The organism is Plantactinospora endophytica (assembly GCF_016862915.1).
GTDB classification, from domain to species: Bacteria; Actinomycetota; Actinomycetes; order Mycobacteriales; family Micromonosporaceae; genus Plantactinospora; species Plantactinospora endophytica.
In genome coordinates this window covers 370,299-389,816 of record NZ_BONW01000021.1, presented here as the reverse complement: position 1 = coordinate 389,816, position 19,518 = coordinate 370,299, and the positions used below count along the sequence as shown (strand labels likewise).

General features: G+C 72.3%; 12 protein-coding genes, 2 pseudogenes and 1 riboswitch. Of the genes and pseudogenes, 9 read left to right on the top strand and 5 right to left on the bottom strand.

The features are described from left to right. Positions 1 to 36: 36 nt before the first annotated feature. Complete coding sequence (locus Pen02_RS22725; protein WP_203868096.1) at positions 37 to 1,638, top strand: glycosyltransferase; 1,602 nt, start codon at positions 37 to 39, stop codon at positions 1,636 to 1,638. Next, positions 1,626 to 2,498 (top strand): class I SAM-dependent methyltransferase, encoded by an 873-nt coding sequence (locus tag Pen02_RS22720; protein ID WP_203868095.1) that lies wholly within the window; start codon positions 1,626 to 1,628, stop codon positions 2,496 to 2,498. Before Pen02_RS22725 ends, Pen02_RS22720 begins: the two co-directional genes overlap by 13 nt. 117 nt (positions 2,499 to 2,615) lie before the next feature. Here the strand turns inward: Pen02_RS22720 and Pen02_RS22715 are convergent, their stop codons facing one another. Together Pen02_RS22715 and Pen02_RS22710 are read right to left on the bottom strand one after the other, a co-directional pair. Then, complete coding sequence (locus tag Pen02_RS22715; protein WP_203868094.1) at positions 2,616 to 4,511, bottom strand: hypothetical protein; 1,896 nt, start codon at positions 4,509 to 4,511, stop codon at positions 2,616 to 2,618. Further along, a complete protein-coding gene (locus Pen02_RS22710; RefSeq protein ID WP_203868093.1) occupies positions 4,508 to 5,494 on the bottom strand; it encodes a glycosyltransferase family 2 protein in 987 nt (328 codons plus the stop codon). The genes Pen02_RS22715 and Pen02_RS22710 overlap by 4 nt, the downstream gene beginning before the upstream one ends. A 255-nt stretch (positions 5,495 to 5,749) precedes the next feature. Between Pen02_RS22710 and Pen02_RS22705 the strand changes: the two genes are divergently transcribed. Next, a complete protein-coding gene (locus Pen02_RS22705) occupies positions 5,750 to 6,697 on the top strand; it encodes an aldo/keto reductase (protein WP_203868266.1) in 948 nt (315 codons plus the stop codon). Between the two features lie 119 nt (positions 6,698 to 6,816). Here the strand turns inward: Pen02_RS22705 and Pen02_RS22700 are convergent, their stop codons facing one another. The 3 genes from Pen02_RS22700 to Pen02_RS22690 all read right to left on the bottom strand — a co-directional run bounded on the left by Pen02_RS22700 (position 6,817) and on the right by Pen02_RS22690 (position 14,367). Then, the gene (locus tag Pen02_RS22700; protein ID WP_239141101.1) at positions 6,817 to 7,365 is read right to left on the bottom strand and encodes an endonuclease domain-containing protein; all 549 of its coding nucleotides are present in this window, start codon (positions 7,363 to 7,365) and stop codon (positions 6,817 to 6,819) included. A 220-nt stretch (positions 7,366 to 7,585) separates the two neighbouring features. Further along, complete coding sequence (locus Pen02_RS22695) at positions 7,586 to 8,182, bottom strand: hypothetical protein (protein ID WP_239141099.1); 597 nt, start codon at positions 8,180 to 8,182, stop codon at positions 7,586 to 7,588. A gap of 308 nt (positions 8,183 to 8,490) precedes the next feature. Then, positions 8,491 to 14,367 (bottom strand): ThuA domain-containing protein, encoded by a 5,877-nt coding sequence (locus tag Pen02_RS22690; protein ID WP_239141097.1) that lies wholly within the window; start codon positions 14,365 to 14,367, stop codon positions 8,491 to 8,493. Positions 14,368 to 14,760: 393 nt separating this feature from the next. Next, positions 14,761 to 14,871: riboswitch (TPP riboswitch) on the top strand. Between Pen02_RS22690 and thiE the strand changes: the two are divergent. The 6 genes and pseudogenes from thiE to thiD all read left to right on the top strand — a co-directional run. After that, positions 14,866 to 15,489: pseudogene (gene thiE, locus Pen02_RS22685) on the top strand (thiamine phosphate synthase); the annotation flags it as partial. Its footprint overlaps the riboswitch before it by 6 nt. 95 nt (positions 15,490 to 15,584) lie before the next feature. Next, the gene (gene thiO / locus Pen02_RS22680; protein WP_203868091.1) at positions 15,585 to 16,736 is read left to right on the top strand and encodes a glycine oxidase ThiO; all 1,152 of its coding nucleotides are present in this window, start codon (positions 15,585 to 15,587) and stop codon (positions 16,734 to 16,736) included. 10 nt (positions 16,737 to 16,746) lie between these two features. Beyond that, complete coding sequence (gene thiS, locus Pen02_RS22675) at positions 16,747 to 16,947, top strand: sulfur carrier protein ThiS (RefSeq protein ID WP_203868090.1); 201 nt, start codon at positions 16,747 to 16,749, stop codon at positions 16,945 to 16,947. A gap of 5 nt (positions 16,948 to 16,952) precedes the next feature. Beyond that, entirely contained in the window at positions 16,953 to 17,750 is a 798-nt protein-coding gene (locus Pen02_RS22670; RefSeq protein WP_203868089.1) for a thiazole synthase, read from the top strand. Beyond that, positions 17,747 to 18,517, top strand: a complete 771-nt coding sequence (locus Pen02_RS22665; protein ID WP_203868088.1) for a thiamine phosphate synthase — start codon at positions 17,747 to 17,749, stop codon at positions 18,515 to 18,517. Before Pen02_RS22670 ends, Pen02_RS22665 begins: the two co-directional genes overlap by 4 nt. Then, a pseudogene (gene thiD / locus Pen02_RS22660) lies at positions 18,514 to 19,326 on the top strand (bifunctional hydroxymethylpyrimidine kinase/phosphomethylpyrimidine kinase); the annotation flags it as partial. The gene Pen02_RS22665 and the pseudogene thiD, both read left to right, overlap by 4 nt. Between the last annotated feature and the right edge of the window lie 192 nt (positions 19,327 to 19,518).

The window sequence follows — 19,518 nt, the reverse complement described above, 5'->3', positions numbered from 1 at the left end:
CGTGCTGACTGGCGTACGGCGGGTTACTCTGCTGGCGTGCGTTGGCTGGTGTTCGGCAGCTACGACGTACGGCGACATCCCCGGGTCGGCGTACTCGTCGAGGGGCTCCGGGCGGCCGGCGACGAGGTGGTCGAACTGAACGTGCCGTTGGCCCTGGACACCGCCGGTCGGATAGCCATGCTCCGCCAGCCGTGGCGGCTTCCGCTGCTCGTCGGCAAGCTGGCCCGGTGCTGGACCCTGCTCGTGCTGCGGACCCGCCGGCACCGCCGAGCCACCAGCACCAGCACCAGCACCAGCACTGACATCACCGCCACTGGCACTGCCGACACCATCGCCTCCGGCACTGCCGTCCCCGGCGCCACCGTCCCCGGTGCCACCGTCACCGGCACCACTGCCACCAATGGCTGCACGGGGAGCCCCGGCACTGGAACCGTTGGCACCGGTCCGGTCGATGCCGTCCTGGTCGGGTATCTCGGGCACTTCGACGTGCATCTGGCTCGCCGGCTGTTCCGGGGTACGCCGATCGTGCTGGACCATCTCGTCTCCGCCGCCGGGACGGCCCGGGACCGGGGACTCGCCGGTGCCGGCGGTCTCCGGGGACGGCTGATGCGGGCGATCGACCAGGGCGCGTTGCGCCGGGCCGACGTCGTACTGGTGGACACCGCCGAGCAGCTGGCTGCGCTGCCCGACGAGGCGCGGGAGCGGGGACTCGTCGTACCCGTCGGAGCCGGAGCGGAGTGGTTCGCCGCTGGTGCCCGTACCGCCCGAACGCGCTGGCCCGGCGAACCGGCCGGCGGCGGCCGGCGCGGGCTGCGGGTCGTTTTCGTCGGCCTGTTCACCCCGCTGCACGGCACCCGGACCCTGGGCACCGCCCTGGCGCTGCTGGCCGCCGACGAGTCGATCGAGGTCACCCTGGTCGGCACCGGCCAGGAACATTCGGCCTGCCGTCGGGCCGCCGCCGACAACCCGCGGGTGACCTGGTACGACTGGGTTCCGGCCGGCGAACTGCCCGCGCTCGTCGCCCGGCACGACGTGTCGCTGGGGATCTTCGGTGAGACGGCGAAGGCCCGCCGAGTGGTACCGACGAAGGTGTTCCAGGGCGCCGCCGCCGGCTGTGCGATCGTCACGTCCGACACCGCTCCGCAGCGGCGCGCCCTCGGCGACGCGGCGGTCTTCGTCCCGGCCGGCGACCCGTCCGCGCTGGCCGACGCGCTCCGCGCGCTGGCCGGGGAGCCGGACCGACTCGCCCGGCTCCGGCGGGCCGCCCGGCGCCGGGCGGTGGAGTACTTCTGGCCGGCCGCCGTCGTCGCGCCGGTACGCCGCCGGCTCGGCGCCGCCGTCGAGCGGGACGGCTCCACCGGCCATCCGTGTGCCACGGACCGGTCCGGCGAGTCGATCCCGATCCCGATCCCGGCTCCAACTCTGACCCCGAGCCCGACTCCGACTCCGAGCCCGACTCCGACTCCGAACCCGGAGCCGACTCTGGCTCCGACCTCGACCTCGGCTTCGTCCCCGGCTCCGGCTTCGTCCCCGGCTTCGGCCACCAGCCTGACGGGTACCGGTGCGGCCGGTGTCGACCCGACCGCCGCAGGCCCGGATGCTGGTCCGGCCGGCGGTCCGGTTCGGTGGATCGGGTGACCGCGCTCGCCGCCGACCCGCCGCTGCCACCCCGGGCGGCCCTGCGCTGGCACGTCGTACGTCGGATGGTGGCGGAGTGCCGGCCGGAGACGATCCTGGAACTCGGCTGCGGGCTCGGATCGGTCGGCACCCGGCTGGCCCGACTCGGCAACTACACCGCCGCCGAACCCGATCCACGCAGCTACCGGACCGCACACGCCCGGATCACCCCGCTGGGCGGGACGGTGCTGAACGGGGACCACCGGCAGGTGCCGAGGGCCGGCGGCTACGACCTGGTCTGCGCGTTCGAGGTGCTCGAACACATCGCCGACGACCTGCCGGTGCTGGCCGAGTGGCTGACGCTGGCCCGGCCCGGTGGTCACCTGCTGCTCTCGGTACCCGCCGATCCGGACCGGTTCGGTGCCTGGGACACCCTGGTCGGGCACTACCGGCGGTACTCGGCCGAACAGCTCCGGCAGCGGCTGTGCGATGCCGGTGCCACCGACGTACGGGTGGTGCACTACGGCTGGCCGCTCGGCTATCTTCTCGACGCCGTACGGGACCGCTGGGCCGGACGCCGTGCCGACTCTGGCGGCGCCGGACCCGACGAGGGCCGCGCGCCGGCCGACGAAGCCGACCCGGCCGACGGCCTCGACCGAGCGGCCGGTCCCGACTCGGCAGGTGGCCCCAGGTCGGCGGATCGGCCCGGACTGGTGGGGGGCACCGCAGAGGAGCGAACGTCGCGCTCGGGACGCATTCTGCAACCGAACGGGACGGTGGTCGGCGAAGCCATCCGGCTGGCGGTGTCGCCGTTCGTCGTCCTCCAGCGGATGCGGCCCGACCGTGGTCCGGGGCTGGTCGCGCTGGCCACCCGCCCCTAGCCGCTCGATCCACGGAAGCAGTCGCGTCCGGCGGGCTCCCCCGGAGCGGAGTGACAGCCCGAGATCGGGATCGGGACCTTAGGCCGGGGATCGGGAATCGGGGATCGGGGATCGGGGCTACGATCCGGCGGCGTCACGGAGTACGGCGACCGGAAACAGCGCGTACGGCCCGGCCCGCGCCACGGCCTGTGCCTCGACCGACTCGGGCATCCAGTCCGGGCGCCTGCGCAGGTTGACCAGTACCAGGTCCTCGGGGCGGGTCGGCGCGGCGGTCAGCGTGGTGGCGGTGAGCAGGCGGGGCTTCAGCCGCCAGTAGTAGGCGAGCCATCGTGGACTGGTCGCACCCGTGCCGGCCACCCAGGCGTACCGCTGACCGGCCGGTGGCGGGTGTCCGGCCACCAGCCGCCCGGCCTGGGCCGGCTCCTCCAGCAGGCGTTGCCGGTCCGGACCGACGACGAGCACCCCGAGGTACGTCCCGAGCGCCGTCCCGACCAGCAGCGCTACCGTCACCCGTACCGGCCGGCGGGCCAGCCACCGACCGGCCCGCTCGGACCGTCCGACCCGGCGGACCACGGCCGGCGTTCCTCCGCCGCCCGGCCCCGAACCGTCGAGCCGGCCGTCGGCGTCCGACCCGTGAAGCCTGTCGAGTTCGTGGAGTCCGTGGACTCTGTCGAGTTCGTGAAGTCCGTCGAGTTCGTGGGGTTCGTGGCCCGGGTGCGGACCATCGAGTTCGTGGCCCGGGGTGGGGCGTCGGGCGGCCATGAGGTGGTCGGTGACACGGTCCAGCAGTACGCCCATCCCGACGAGCCCGACCACCAGGATCGGGTAGGACCAGTACGAGTGGACGAAGGCGCCGTTGTTCAGCCCGAGGATCCAGGCGGCGGTGAAGGCGATCGCCATCGCCAGGTAGCTCCGGGTACGGCGGTCCAGCAGCCCGACCACCGCCCCGACCGGCAGCGCGGCGATGTACCAGACCGGGAGCAGGTCGGCGGCGTACTGCCACTGGCGGCCGAGGAACTGCCAGACGGTGTAACTGCCACCGGTGCTACGCAGCTCGGCCTGCCCGCCGAGCATGGTCATCCCGGTGACCCCGACCACGAAGGTCAGACTGATCGCCACCCCGGCCAGCATGCTCGCGCCGACCGGCACCGTCACCCGGTCGACCCGCCGGGCCGCCAGCAGCCACAGCCCGAGTGCGGCGGCGAACCCGACGCCGGGCCAGGAGACCAGGGTGGTGAGGAACGCGGCGAGGCAGGCGCCGAGGACGAGCCGGCGCGACGGATCGGGGCGGGCGCGCAGTCGTACCACCGTGGCGGAGAGCGCCAGGATCGGTCCCAGGTCGAACATCAGCGGGCTGTACACCCAGTAGAAGGTGGTGGCCGTCATCAGGCCGACCGCCAGCAGGGTGGCCGACCAGCGCAGCCCGATCCCGCGCAGCAGTGCGGCACCGGCCGGGACGATCGACAGGGCCAGCAGGTACGGCGGCAGCCACACCTGGTACTCGCCGTCACCGGGGAGCAGTCCGGTCAGCGCGGTGAGCAGGTTGAGCAGCGGCGGATGGTGCGCGTACGGCGCCGAGGCGTACGGCACCCAGTCGGCGCCGAAGTGCGAGCCGAGGAGTCCCTGCTCCTGGAGGTTGCGCAGGTGCAGCGCGTACCGGCCGATGATCCGGCCCAGGTGGTTGTCGCCGAACGGCATGTCGAGCAGCGGGATCCAGGTCAGCGCGACGATTCCGGTGATGGCGGCGACGGTCGTCCAGCCCCACCGCTCGACCCGCCGGAGATCCCGCCGGACCCCCGGCCCGCTGCCCCGGACCTCGGTGCCCCGGACCCGGAGCCCACTGCGCTGGGCCCTGAGCCCACTGTTCCGGAGTCCGCTGCCCCTGAGCCCACTGCTCCTAAGCCCACTGCCCCTGAGCCCACTGCTCCGGACCCGGAGTCCGCTGGCCTTGAGTGCGCTGCTCAGGGCCCGGATCCGGAGCAGTGCGGTGGCGCTCGGCACCGCTCCGTTCACGAGCGGTTTCCGGGTGGCCAGTCGATTCTGGACCGGACGATCAGGTCGGCGAGCAGCGCGACCGCGCCGACGATCAGACCGGCGCAGAGCAGCAGCACGGTGTTGGTGGCGATCCGGACCGGATGCGCGACCAGGTCGTAGACGACTTTTCCGGAGCCGACGGTGAGCAGCAGCAGCGACGGCGGCATCAGGACCTTGAGCGGGTTGAAGTACATCACCATCCGGACGACCTGGAGCAGGTAGCGGTAGGCGTCCCGGACGAAGTGGAACTTCGACGAGCCGGACCGACGGGCGTACGAGATCGGCAGGTAGTACACGTCGTGCTGGTTGTGCAGGAAGGCCATCGTGATGGTGGTGACGCAGGAGAAACCGGGCGGCAGCAGCCGGAGGTAGGGCAGCGACACGTCTCGGCGGAACGCCCGGAGCCCGGAGTTGAGGTCGGGAATTCGGGTACCGGCCAGCCGCTCGGCGATCTTGCGGATGAGCCACTTCGCCGGTACCCGGAGGAACTTGTGGCTGCCCTGTTCACTCGTCCGGGCGCCGACCACCTGGTCGACGTGCGGGTCGCCTAGCAGCAGCCGGACGAACTCCGGGATGCGCTCGTTCGGATAGGTCATGTCCGCGTCGGTCCACACCACGATGTTGCCGCGAGCCTGTTCCGTACCGATTCGGCGCGCGGTACCGGAGCCGCCGTTGCGGTGGAAGCCCAGCACCCGCAGCCGGGGAAAACGGCCTGCCGCCCCGCGCAGGATCTCCAACGTCCGGTCCGTGGACGCGTCGTCGATCGCCAGTAATTCGTATTGGAGACCGCTCGCGTCCATTGCCACGCAGATCCGCTCGACTTCGGCGAGTACGTGTGCCTGCTCGTTGTAACAGGGCAGCACGACCGTCACCTCGATCGGCGCGTTGCTCTCCCTGTTGACCTGGGCGGGGACGACGGACACCTCCGCCCCCGGCCGGTCGAATCGGCCGTTCACCGCCATGCGAACCCGCCTTTCGGCACCTCGCCCGGCGACCAGGAACGGCACGGGCAATTGCAGAGGGTTGCCGTATCCGTGCCCACGATATATAGCAGTTTCCGGCGCGAGTACGCGACGCGCCAGCCCGTCCGTCGATTTCACAAACGCGAATCGGTGGCGAATTCGTTTCTCGAATTGTCGTACGCCGCACGGGTGAGCGGGTACCGGTGCGAGGTGGCGTGCCGGCGCCCGCGGCATAAGGTTGATCTCGTGACTGAGATGACCTACCGCCGGTTGGGCGACTCCGGGCTCGTGGTGTCCGTGGTCGGGATCGGCTGCAACAACTTCGGCCGCAAGCTCGACGCCGGCGGTACCCGGGCCGTGGTCGACGCCGCCCTGGACGCCGGCATCAACTTCTTCGACACCGCCGACATCTACGGCGAGCCGCACGGCGGTTCGGAGGAGCAACTCGGGGCCGCGCTGCGTGGCCGGCGGGACGACGTCGTGCTGGCGACCAAGTTCGGCATGAGCATGTCCGGGATGAACGGGCCGGACCACGGCGCCCGGGGTGCCCGACGCTACGTCGCCCGGGCGGTCGAGGCGTCGCTGCGCCGGCTGGGCACCGACCACATCGACCTGTATCAACTGCACGAGCCCGACCCTGGTACCCCGATCGAGGAAACCCTGCGCGCACTCGACGACCTGGTCCGGGATGGCAAGGTCCGCTACCTGGGCAACTCCAACTTCGCCGGCTGGCAGATCGCCGACGCGGCCTGGACGGCGCGTACCCGGGGCCTCACGCCGTTCGTCAGCGCGCAGAACGAGTACAGCCTGTTGCAGCGGAACGTGGAGCGGGAGGTCGTGCCGGCCGCCGAGCGTTTCGGGCTCGGCCTGCTGCCGTTCTTCCCGCTCGCCGACGGGCTGCTCACCGGCAAGTACAAGCGGGGTGCCCAGCCGCCGTCGGACAGTCGGCTCGCCGGCGCCAACCCGAGGTACGCCGCCCGGCTGGCCGCAGCACCGTGGGACACCATCGAGGCACTGGAGAAGTACGCCGCCGAGCGCGGCCGTACCCTGCTGGACGTGGCGATCGGCGGCCTGGCCGCCCAACCGGCGGTGACCTCGGTGATCGCCGGAGCCACCAGCCCCGACCAGGTACGCGCCAACGCCAACGCCGGAGCCTGGCAACCCTCACCCGAGGACCTCGCCACCCTCCGCGCCCTCCTCTGAGCACCGCGCCCACCTCCCACCTCCCGTCCACTCTCCGTTGACGGCAACCGCGTCGACCTGGACAGCAGAGGCGTTACCGCTGGTGGTTAACGCCTCTGCTGTCCAGGTGAGCGGAGGGTTCAGGCGTGCGCGGAGCGTTCCCGGACAGCTTGGGCGACCTGGGCGACAACTCGGGCGGGTTGGCGCAGGACGTCGTCGGCGGTGAAGCGGAGCACGGTCCACCCGGCGGCGCGCAACTCGTGCAGCCGGGCGACGTCCTGCCGAAAGTGCGCCCGCTCGCGGTGGTGGTCACCCTCGTACTCCAGCGCGATCCGCAGACGGGGACAGGCGAGGTCGACCCGGCCGACGAACCGGCCCCGGGCGTCGTACACGTCGTGTTGCGCCGTCGGCGTCGGCAGGCCGGCGTTGACGAGCAACAGCCGGAGGCGGGTTTCCATCGGTGACTCGGTGAGCGGCTCGGCCAGGCCGAGCACCTCGCGCAGCAGAGTTACGCCGGGCCAGCCGGAATGCCCCGCGAGGAAGTCGGTGAGTGCGCCGCGCTTCACGAGTCGACGGTTCAGCAGCGCGTCCACCGCCACCACCGCCTCGGTACGCGGCGACTTCCGTCCCAGGTCGAAGGCGGTACGCAGCGGAGTGGTGACCGGCAGCCCGGCGTCACCCCCACCCACTCGCTTCCCGGCACCGAACTCTCCCGCGCCACCGCCCGCCCTTGCAGTGTGCGGCGCTGACCTGGACGTCAGAGGCGCTAACCGACCCGGATAACGCCTCTGACGTCCAGGTGAACGACGTGGCGCGGCGGAGGTGGTGCGGCTGCGGCGGGTGGTGTGGGTTGTGGGGGAGCGGTGTGGGATGGGGGAGGGTGTTGAGCGGTTGGTATGGCCGGAGGGGTCAGGGGCGGCGGGTGCGGGTGCGTACCAGGAGGGCGCCGAGCGTGGCGACGGCGGCGAGGGCCACCGCGGCCCCGGCCACCCACCACAGCCAGGTGGTCGACGTGCCGGCCGGCTCGGGCGCGGCGGCCGCGCGCGGGGGCGGGGCGGCCTGGGCGGCGCGGGCCTGCACGACCACCTGTACCGAGGCCGGGGTGGGCTTCGGCGCGGTGACCGTGACCTGCCACGAGCCGGGCGTGAGGACCGGCCCGGTGCTGTAGAAGCCCTCGCCCTCGCCGGCCGGGTTGAGCTGGAGCGGGCCGAGCGTCCGGCCGCCCTCGCCGGTGGCGGTCAGCACCAGCCGGACGCCGTTGTCGAGCGGATGACCGTCCTGGTAGCTGGCCTGCACGGTCACCCCGGTGGCGCCGTCACCGGCGACCAGAAGCTTGATCTTGTCGCCGTGCGCGGCGGCCGGCGCCGCCGGAGCCAGCCCGGCGGCGAGGAAGAGTGCGCAGAGCAGCGGTACGAGCGCCCGGAGGCCGGGGATCCGCCGCGCGGACCGGGTGGCGGGTGCCGGCGCGGCCGTCGAGCCAACCGCAGTCGAGGGTCGGTGTCGCATTCGGGGCACTCCTTCCCGGCGGCTTCCTTCGCCGGTCGGCTCGGCTGGTTTCCGGCGGGTTCGTTCGCCGGTCGGTTCTGTTTCCGGCGACTTCGTTCGCCGGTCGGCTGTGTTTCCTGCAGTTCTGTCCGCCGGTCGGGTGTGTCGGCTGCGAGGGTGACGGTTGTGTTCGCAGCGAGGGTGACGGTTGTGTTCGCAGTGGGGGTGACGGCTGCGTTCGCGGCGGTGGTGGTGCGCTGGACGGGTACGGGGGCGGTCGCCGGATGGTGACCGCCCCCGCGCTTACCTGACGTGCCGAACTTTCCGGGCTAGAGCTTCGCGCCCCGCTTCAGCCGGGTCGGGTCCTCGACCAGCCGGCCGGTGCCCTGCACCGACTTGCCGTCGTTGGCCTTGACCCCGGAGGCGCTCGGGCTGCCGCCCAGCCGGACGATCATCGCGTCGGCGTCCCGGACCAGTACGTCCCGGATCTCCGCCTCGGTCACCAGCGTGGTGTCCGCGGCGAGTGCCTTGAACTGGCCGAGCTGGTTGATCGCCTTGTTGTCGTTGCCGCTCGCCTCGGCCTGGCGGACCGTGTCGAGCTTGTTCGACAACTGCTTGTGCCCCTTGGCCGACAGTCGACCCGTCGCCTTGAACCGGTCCAGCAACTGCTGCATGTCCCGGAACGAGGTGGTGACGAAGAACCGTACGGTCGAGGTCGTGGTGTTGCCGGCCTTGTCCGTCGCGGTCACGGTCAGCTCGTGCAGGCCGAGCGGCAGCTCGTACATCGCCTGCAGGGTGTTCGGCTGGTACGGGCGTCCGTCCAGCGTGCCCACCGTCGCCTTGATGCCGGAGGTCGGGTCGACCGCCGACCAGTTCACCCGGACGTCCTGGCTGTCACCGTAGAGCTGACCGTCGGCCAGCCCGGAGACGAGGACGGTCGGCTTCACGCCGTCGATCTTGACGATCGCCGACTTGAGCGTCTCGACGTTTCCGGCGGCGTCGGTGGCCCGGTAGAGCAGCTCGTGCTGCCCGTCCCCGGTCACGTTCACCGGCTCGGTGTACGCCGTCCAGGCACCGCCGTCGAGCGACCATTCCAGCTTGGCCACCCCGGCACCGGCGTCGGTGGCGGCCAGCGTCACCGGGATGGTGCCGCTGTGCCAGCCGTCGTCGGTCGGCGGCGCGAAGGCGGCGGTGCTGACCGGCGCGGTGGCGTCGATCTTCACCTCGACCGACTTCGTCGCCTCGACGTTGCCCGCCTCGTCCACCGAACGGAACCGCACGGTGTGCGGGCCGTCCCCGGCGACGAGCACCGGCTCGGTGTACGCGGTCCAGGTGGTGGCCGCGTCGAGCTGGTATTCGGTGCGGTCGACCCCGCTGCCCCCGGCGTTGTCGGTGGCGGCGAGGGTGACGGTCGCCGGTCCGGTGTGCCAGCCGCCGGTCGGGGTTCCCGACACGGTGGCGGTGGTCACCGGGGCGGCCTCGTCGACGGTCTCCGTGCTGAGCCGGAAGTAGTCGAACGAGACGGTCTTCGAGGCGGTCTGCGCCGCCCCGAGGCTGAACAGACCGATCCGCGGCGTGGCACCCACCGCGGCGTTGGTCAGCGCCGGGAATTCCGTCCAGGTCGTCCCGTCCGCCGAGTACGCCGCCGTGTAGGCGTTACCCGACTTCGCCAGTCGCAGGTGCCACACCGACTCGGTGAGGTTGGTGACCTGCGGCTGCGGGTCCTGCACGGCGGCCGCGATCTCGCTGCGGAACTCGATCCGCCGGCTGACCGGCTGACCCACCTGGTTGTCGGCGATGAAGTCCAACTTCAGGTAGTTGTCGTCGTCGCCGTAGACGATCAGGCCGGCCTGCTGGTACTGCTCGTTCAGCTTGCTGCCGTCGACCTTCGTCTCGATCGTCCAGTCGCCCTCGGGAGCGGTCTGGAGCATGAAGTTCGTCGGCCCGGTGTTGTTGCCGGTGTAGATGTCACCGTTCGGCACGTCGATGTGCAGGGCGCCGTCGGCGACCCGGTACTTCGTCGCGTCCTCCCGGACGATGCCGTCCCACCGGCACTTGTCGAGGCTGGTCCCGGTGAACTCGTCGTTCGGGGTCACCTCGCCGGCCGGCTCGTCCGGCGTGATCTGGAACCAGTCGAAGCTGGCGTCGACCACCGGTGCGGTGGTGCCGCCGTTCAGCGCGAACAGCCCCACCTTCGGGTTGCTGATCCCGGCCAGCGCCGCCGACCGGCCGACCGGGGTGAAGGTCTGGCCGTCGGCCGACATGGCCGCCGTCAGGTTCACTCCGTCGCTGATCAGCCGCAGGTAGATCGAGTCACCGGCGGGTGCCGGTGCCGAGTCGCCGCCCTCGTTGCGCGGGGTGCCGGCGGTCTCCCGGATGAACTCGACTACCCGGTTGCCGTTGTACAGCAGGTCCACCTTGGCGTAGTTGTCGTCGTCGCCGTAGACGATCAGACCGGCCTGCTGGTAGTTCTCGACCGCCACCAGGCTCACCTTGGTGGTGGCCTGCCAGCTACCGTTCGGCGCCGGTTGCAGTACGACGTTGGTGGCGTCGTTGCGGGTGCCGTACAGGTCGCCGACCGAGGTGGGCAGGACGAGGGAGCCGCCCCGCACACCGTAGAGCTGGTTCTCCCGGAGCACCGTCGACCAGCGGGCCTTGTCCAGCTCGCTGCCGGTGAAGTCGTCCGAGCGGGCCCCGAAGCACGAGGTGTTCGGCGCCTCCACCTTGACCGTCACCGTGGCGTACGCGGCGGCGCCGCGCGAGTCCGTCACGGTCAGGGTCGCGGCGAACGTACCCGGGCCGGTGTACGTGTGCGTGGCGTCCAGGGTGTTCGCCGTGCCCCCGTCCCCGAAGTCCCAGGCGTACGTCAGCGGGTTGTCGCCCTCGGCGTCGCTGGCGGTGCCGTCGAAGCTCACCGCGACCGGCGCGGTGCCGGTGGTCGGGGTGGCGGTGGCGGAGACCGTCGGCGGCGCGTTGTCGGTGACACCGCGACCGAGGAAGTCGACCCAGTTGACGTTGAGGATCGCACCCGTGCCGGTGGCCCCGACCGGGTTCTTGGCCACGAAGAACAGCGGTCCGCTCGCCGTGCTCGGCGCCGCCAGTTCGGCCGTGGCGTTGGTGAAGGTCTGCCAGCCGCCGGTGTTCGGTACGGTGGCGGTGGCCAGCAGCGGGCCGTCGGCCGCGCCGGAGCGCACCTCGATCCGGGAACCGCCGCCGGCCGAGGAGGCCCGGAACCGGAACCCGGTGATGCCGGTCAGGTTGGTCGGGTCGAAGGTCCAGTAGTCGCCGTCCTCGATGAAGCCGATGTTCTCGAAGCCGCCCTCGACGTCGGTGGTGGCCTGGGTCTGTACGCCCGGGTCACCGCCGCCGACCGCGCCCGGCGCCCGGCCGGTGGCCGCGTAGTACTCGGCCTGCTTCCGCTTCGGCTGCAACTGCTCGATCGCCCGGCCGGTCAGCGGGTTGGACCCGCCGGCCCCGCCGCCGTCGACGTAGGTGGCCTCGAAGACCGCGAACACGTTGGCGTCGGCACCGTGGCTGGCGGCGAGCGCGGTCTGCACCGAGCCCTCGCAGCCGGTCTGCTCGCCCATCGGGTGGGCGTGCTCGTCGTGGCCGAGGAACGACTGGAGCTTCACCTTGGTGCAGTCGATCTCCCCGTCCTCGGGGTCGGTCACCTTGACCTTGTACTTGACCTGGTCGCCCCAGTCGAAGAACCCGCCGTCCGGCGGGAACTCGATGGTCACCGTCGGGGCGGTGTTGCCGACCGTCACCGGCACGTTCGCCACCGCCGTCCGGCCGGTGTCGTTGGTGACGGTGAGCTGGGCGGTGTAGTTGCCGGCCGCCGGGTACGTGTGCGTCGGGTTCGGCTCGGTCGAGGTGCCGCCGTCGCCGAACGTCCACGCGTAGGTGATCGGGCCGCCGTCCGGGTCCCGGGAGCCCTCGCTGGAGAACGCCACGGTCAACGGGGCCGGGCCGGAGGTCGGGTTCGCGGTGGCGACCGCGATCGGCGCCCGGTCACCGGCGATGTACTCGATCCGGTAGACGCCGGAGTTGTCGTTGTTGCCGCCGAAGCCGCTGCCCCACTCGATCAGGTAGAGCGCGCCGTCAGGGCCGAACTCGAAGTCCATCGGCCGGATGAAGGTCATCCCGGTGAAGAGCTGGTTGATGTCCACGAGGGACTTGCCGTCGTCGGTGACCTGGAACGCGTACATCTTGTTCTGGTTCCACTCGCCGAACATCGCCTTGCCGTCGTAGTACGCCGGCCACTTGCGCTCGGACGGGTTCTCCGGGTCGTACCGGTAGACCGGGCCGCCCATCGGGGCACCGCCGCCGCCGATCTCCGGGAACAGCGGGTTGCCGCTGTAGTCGTAGTCGACGGTCGCCGGGATCGCCGGGGGCAGGTTGGTCAGCCCGGTGTTGTTCGGCGAGTTGTTCACCGGTGCGGCGCAGTCGAACTTCGCCCCGCTCGGCCCGGACGGGAACTGGTAGTCGTTGTACGCGTAGTTCGCGCCGTGGCAGTACGGCCAGCCGTAGTTGCCGGCCTGCCCGACGATGTTCCACTCCACCGTTCCCTCCGGACCGCGGTCCGGGTTCGCCGCTCCGGCGTCCGGGCCGTAGTCGGCCACGTAGAGGGTGTTCGACTTCGCGTCGACGCCGATCCGGAACGGGTTCCGGAAGCCCATCGCGTAGATCTCCGGCCGGGTCTTGTCGGTGCCCGGCGCGAACAGGTTGCCCTGCGGGATGGTGTACGTCCCGTCGTCCTCCGGGTGGATCCGGATGACCTTGCCGCGCAGGTCGTTGGTGTTGCCGGAGCTGCGCTGCGCGTCGAAGTCCTGCCGGCCCGTCCGCTCGTCGATCGGGGTGAAGGAGTTCGACTCGAACGGGTTGGTGTTGTCCCCGGTGGCCAGGTAGAGGTTGCCGGCGCTGTCGAACGTCATGCTGCCACCCGCGTGGCAGCAGGTGTTCCGCTGCGTCGTCACCTGGAGCACGATCTTCTCGCTGGCCAGGTCGAGGGTGTCACCGACGACCGTGAACCGGGAGAGATAGTTGCGGGGGCCGCCGCCGTTCGGGGCGTAGTAGAGGTACACCCACTTGTTGGTGGCGAAGTCCGGGTCGAGCCGGATGCCGATCAGCCCGTCCTCGTTGCCGGTGAAGACGTCGAGGTCGGCGGCGGTCACCGTGGTACCGGTGTCCGGCTTGATGATCTGGACCCGGCCGTCCCGCTCGATGTAGAAGACCCGCCCGTCGGCGGCGACGTCCAGCTCCATCGGGTTGTTGGTGTTGCTGTCCAGCGTGATCTTCTCGAAGCTGCTGGTCAGCGAGGCGGTGCAGTCCGCGTCCACGGCACCGGCGGCGGTCTGGATGCCACCGAGCAGGTGGGCCAGGAACTCCGGCTCCGCGTACGACTGCTGGGTGTGGCCGCCGGCCGTGTACCAGGCCCGGCCGCCGTCGTAGTCCTGGCACCAGGCGAACGGGTGGTCGTGGCCCATCGCCCCGGCACCGGGCGCGTAGCTGGTCTCGTCGAGCGAGGCGAGCACGTGTACGTCGCCGCGCGGGTTGTCGCGGAAGTTGTACCACTCGTCGTACCGGGACCACTCGGCCGGCAGGTCGTTCGTGGACTCGTGCGCGTGGTCCTCGACCTTGATCGTTGCCTGCTGGTTGGCCGGGTGCGAGGCGAAGTACGCCCCGACCAGGTCGCCGTACCAGGGCCAGTCGTACTCGGTGTCCGAGGCCGCGTGCACGCCGGCGTAGCCGCCGCCGTCCTTGATGTACCGCTCGAACGCGGCCTGCTGGTCGGCGTTGAGTACGTCACCGGTGGTGGAGAGCCAGATCACCGCCTGGTACTTGTCGAGGTTGGTGTCGGTGAACGCCGCCGCGTCCTCGGTCGCGTCGACGGTGAACCCGTTATCCGCGCCGAGTTTCTGGATCGCGGCGATGCCCGCCGGGATGGAGTCGTGCCGGAAGCCCGCCGTCTTGGAGAAGACCAGCACGCTGAACGGTTCGGCCTCGGGGGCCAGTTCGAGTGCCGGCACCTTCTTCACGGGTGCCTGGGCCAGCGGAAGCACCGCCGGAGCGGCCGAGGCCGGGGTGGCGGCGAGTGCGGTCGTGCCGAGCAGCACGGCCGCGGTCGCGCCGACGAGGCCGCGTCGGAATCTGCGATCGGGGTGTGGGGGGTGCGAGGTGCCGCCGGAGCGGCCGGGACTGGACACGGAGGATCTCCTTGGTCCGGGGAGGACAGCAGGGATCCCGGGTCGGTACGCCGAAGACCGCCACGGGGGTGGTGCGACGGCCGGAGCTCGCCGAAGCACCGACCGTCGAATTTTGCCTTGTTCTTGAACAAATTAGGGCCGCCTGCTGGGCGGCCGGAATACGGCGGTGAGGTTAATTCGGGTAACGGTTGCGTAACGAGGTGGAATGATCCGGATAGGACAGACATATCCGCCGACTGTCAGCGGGGTGAGCAGGCCGGGTGCCATCTGCTCGGTGCGGCTCGCTCGGCCGCCCCTCGCGGCTCCGGATCGGCGGTACGTGGTCGAGTGTTGACACTGTGCGATTTATCACGGCCCTTTACGGATCCGTGACCGGCCGCGTACGCTCGCCGACAAGTAACCCACGGGAGCCCGGTGGACCGGGCTGAGAGGGGGGCTAGCCAGCCCCCGACCGTCGAACCTGATCCGGGTAATGCCGGCGCAGGGAGGAGTGTTGCCGTGCCATCTCCAGGACGACTCCACCTCATCACCGACACCCGACCGGGGCGGGACCCGCTCGCGGTCGTCGACGCGGCCCTCTCGGTCGCCGGCTCCGAACTGGTCGTACAGGTCCGGGTCACCGACGACGCCGACGACCGGACGGCGTACGAGCTGGCCGTCGAGGTCGCCCGTCGCTGTGCCGACGTCGGGGCGACCTGCCTGGTCAACGACCGGCTGCACCTCGCGTTGGCGGTCGGGGCGGCCGGCGGGCACGTCGGTGCCCGGGACCTGCCGGTCGACGCCGCCCGCCGGGTGCTCGGCCCGGACGCCGTGCTCGGCGCGACCGCCCGCGACCCGGAAACGGGTACGGCGGCGGTCGCGGCCGGCGCCAGCTACCTCGGCGTCGGCCCCTGCCACGCCACCTCCACCAAGGACGGACTGCCCGCACCGATCGGCCCGGAGGGAATCCGCCGGGTCGCCTCGGCCGTGCCGGTACCGGTGATCGCGATCGGCGGGATCACCGCCGAGCGGGTACCGGCACTGCTGGCCGCCGGGGCGTACGGGGTGGCCGTGGTCGGTGCCGTCGCCAACGCCACCGACCCGGCCCGGGCCACCGCCGACCTGCTCACCGCGATCTCCGCCGTTCCGCCCCCACCCTCCCTCGACTGGGGACCGTCGCCGGGGTTCGCCCCCTGGCGGGGTTCCCCGACGTCCGGGCGGGGTGCGGGGGCGGCGGGATGGTAGCCGCCGGCCCGAGCGACGTGGCGGTGGTGGGCGGCGGCCCGATCGGGCTCGCCGTCGCCTGGCGCTGCGCCGCCCGGGGAATGCGGGTCACCCTGTACGACGCCGCGCCCGGCTCCGGCGCCTCCGACGTGGCCGCCGGAATGCTCGCCCCGGTCGCCGAGACGTACTTCGGGGAGCGGGTACTGACCGGACTGCTCGTCTCCTCGGCGGCCCGCTGGCCGGACTTCGCCGCCGAACTCGCCGGGTACACCGGGTTGGATTTGGGTTACCGGACCGAGGGGACGCTGACCGTGGCGCTCACCCCGGACGACCTGGCCGAGGCGGAGCGGCTCTGGACGTACCAGCGGGACCTGGGGCTGCCGGTGACCCCGCTGCGGCCGGCGGAGCTGCGGGACCGCGAACCGCTGCTGGCCACCCGGCTGCGTGGCGGCGCGCTCGCCCCCGGCGACCACCAGGTCGACCCGCGCCGGCTGGTGGCCGCGCTGCGGGTCGCCGTCGAACGGGCCGGCGTGACCGTGCTGGCCCGGCCGGTCCGGGACCTCGCCGAACTGGACGCGACGGCGACGGTGGTCGCGGCCGGCTGCGGTACCGCCGCCCTGACCGGCCTGCCGGTCCGGCCGGTGAAGGGCCAGATCCTGCGGCTGCGGGCGCCCGGCGGCGCGGCGCCCGGCTTCCGGCACGTGATCCAGGGGCACGCCGACGGCCGGCACGTCTACCTGGTGCCCCGGACCGACGGCGAGGTGGTGGTCGGGGCCACCGTCGAGGAGCGGGCCGACCTCGACGTGACCGCCGGAGCGGTACTCGACCTGCTCCGCGCCGCCACGGACGTGATCCCGGAACTCGCCGAGTACGAGCTGGTCGAGGCGCGCTCCGGCCTGCGCCCCGGTACGCCGGACAACGCACCGCTGCTCGGGCCGCTGCCGGACCGGCCGGACGTCGTGGTAGCGGCCGGGCACTTCCGGCACGGCATCGTGCTCACCCCGCTCACCGCCGACCTGGTCGCCGACCTGCTGGCCACCGGCACACCGGACCCGGCCCTGGCGGCACTCTCCCCGGCCCGCTTCGGCACCACCACCCCGGCCCGCTTCGGCACCACCACCCCGGCCGGCGGACGGCCGGCACCCGACGACGGATTGACCAGGTAGGGAGGACGCGGTGGAGCTGACCGTGAACGGAGTGCAGCAGCGGCTGCCCGGCGAACTGACAGTGGCGGAGCTGGTGCAGCGGTTCGTCGACGCACACCGGGGCGTCGCGGTCGCGGTGAACGGCGAGGTGGTGCCCCGGGGCGGCTGGCCGGCCCGGCTGCTCCGGGACGGGGACCGGGTCGAGGTGCTGACCGCGGCCCAGGGCGGGTGAGCGGGATGTCTTCGGCACTTCCGGAACCCGAACCCGGGTTCGTCCTCGGCGGCGAGAAGTTCACCTCCCGGCTGATCCTCGGCACCGGCGGGGCGACCAGCCCGTACGCGCTGGAGCAGGCGATCCGGGCCAGCGGCACCGAACTGGTCACCGTCGCGCTGCGCCGGGTCGACAGCAGCGCCACCATGGGCGGCGGCCTGCTGGAGGTGCTCACCCGGTGCGGCGTACGGCTGCTGCCGAACACCGCCGGCTGTCGTACCGCCACCGAGGCGGTCACGGTGGCCCAGCTCGCCCGGGAGGCGTTCGAGACGCCGTGGGTGAAGCTGGAGGTGATCGGTGACGACCGGACCCTGCTGCCGGACGCCGTCGAGCTGGTCACCGCCGCCGAACGGCTGGTCGCCGACGGGTTCACGGTGCTGCCGTACACCACCGACGATCCGGTACTGGCCCGTCGGCTGGCCGACCTCGGCTGTGCGGCGGTGATGCCGGCGGGTGCGCCGATCGGTTCCGGGCTCGGCATCACCAACCCACACAACCTGCGACTGCTGCGGCAGAACGTCGACGTACCGGTGATCCTGGACGCGGGCGTCGGCACCGCCTCGGATGCGGCGCTGGCGATGGAACTCGGCTGCGACGCCGTACTGCTGGCCAGCGCGGTGACCCGGGCCGCCGATCCGGTCCGGATGGCCACCGCGATGCGGCTCGCCGTCGAGGCCGGGCGGCTGGCCGCCGGTGCGGGACGGATTCCCCGGCGCTTCCACGCGCTGGCGTCCACCCCGGACGAGGGACGGCCCGAGCTGTGACGGCCCGAGCTGCGACCGGCCCGTACGGAATCGTGGTGGTCACCGACCGGTGGCAGGCCGCCCGGCCGCTCGACCAGGTAGTTCGCGCCGCCGTCGACGGCGGGGCGCGCTGGGTGCTGTTGCGGGAGCGGGACCTGCCCCGCCCGGAGCGCCTCGAACTGGCCCTGCGGCTGCGGGCGATACTCGCCCCGGTGCATGGCACCCTGCTGGTCGCCGGGCCGGATCCGCTGGACGGCGAGGCGGTGCACCTGCCGGCCGCCGGGCCCTATCCGCCGCCCCCGCTGCCGCTGGTCGGCCGCTCCTGTCACGACCTGGCCGAGTTGGGCCGGCTCTCCACCGAGGACTACGTGACCCTGTCCCCGGTCTTCCCGAGCCCGTCCAAACCCGGGTACGGCCCGCCGCTCGGCCCGGCCGGCCTGGCCGAGCTGGTCGCCCGTAGCCCGGTGCCGGTGGTGGCGCTCGGCGGCGTCGGCACGCCCGAGCAGGTCGACGCCTGCCTGGCCGCCGGTGCGGCCGGAGTGGCGGTGATGGGCGCGGTGATGCGGTCGGACGATCCCGCCGGCCTGCTCCGCACCCTCTGCACGGCCGTCGGGGCGCGGACCGGTGCGCGGGACTTTGTGGCGGGGCCGCGTTCGTCGGCGGGTGCGGCATCCGTCGGGGAGCAGGCTGTCGAGGCGGGGGCCGGTGCGCGGGACTTTGTGGCGGGGCCTGGTGCGTCGGCGGGTGCGCGGGCCGTCGGGGTGCGGGTACCGGGGAGGTCACGGTGACGCCGCCGGTGGTGTTGACGGTGGCCGGATCGGACTCCGGCGCGGGTGCGGGCATCCAGGCCGACCTGAAGGTCTTCGCCGCCCTCGGGGTGTACGGCACCTCCGTGATCACCGCAGTCACCGCCCAGAACACCCATCAGGTACGGGCGGTCTTTCCGGTCGCCGCCGCAATGGTGACCGAGCAGCTCACCGCGTTGGCCGGTGACCTGCCGCCGGTGGCGGTGAAGACCGGGATGCTCGGTGACGCGGCGGTCGCGGCTGCGGTGGCGGCGGCTGCCCGGGCCGGCCTGCTGCCCAACCTGGTGGTCGACCCGGTGCTCGTGTCGACCAGCGGCGCCCGGCTCGGCGTGGTCGACGCGATCGAGCGACTGCTGCCGTACGCGCTGGTGGCGACGCCGAACCGGGCGGAGGCGGCGGCGATCCTCGGTCGTCCCGTCGCCGGCCCGGACGAGATGGCCGAGGCGGCCCGGCAGCTCGGTACGGGCGGCCCCCGGTACGTGGTGGTGACCGGCGGCGACGTCGACGACTCGGGGCTGGCGACCGGTGGCGGGGAGGCGTTCGGCGGCGCGGTCGACGCGCTCTGGACCGGTACCGAGGTGCGGCTGTTGCGCCGGCCGTGGGTGCCGACCCGGAACACCCACGGCACCGGCTGCTCGTTCTCGGCGGCGATCGCCGCCCGACTGGCGCTCGGCGACCAGGTACCGGACGCGGTGGCCTTCGCCAAGGAGTACGTCACCCGCGCCCTGCTCGGCGCCCGGACCTGGTCGTTGGGCAGCGGTCACGGGCCGCTGGACCACTTCGGCTGGTCCGACGCGGCGGCCGGCGGCTCCTCGTCACCCGGAGCCACCGATTCACCCAGCGAGTCCGGTCCGACCGGTGGCTCCGGTCCGCCCAGCGGGTCCGGTCCAAGCGGTGGCTCCGATTCACCCAGCGGGTCCGGTCCACTCGGTGGCTCCGGTCCGCCCAGTGGGTTCGGTTCATCCAGCACAGGGAGGTTGTTG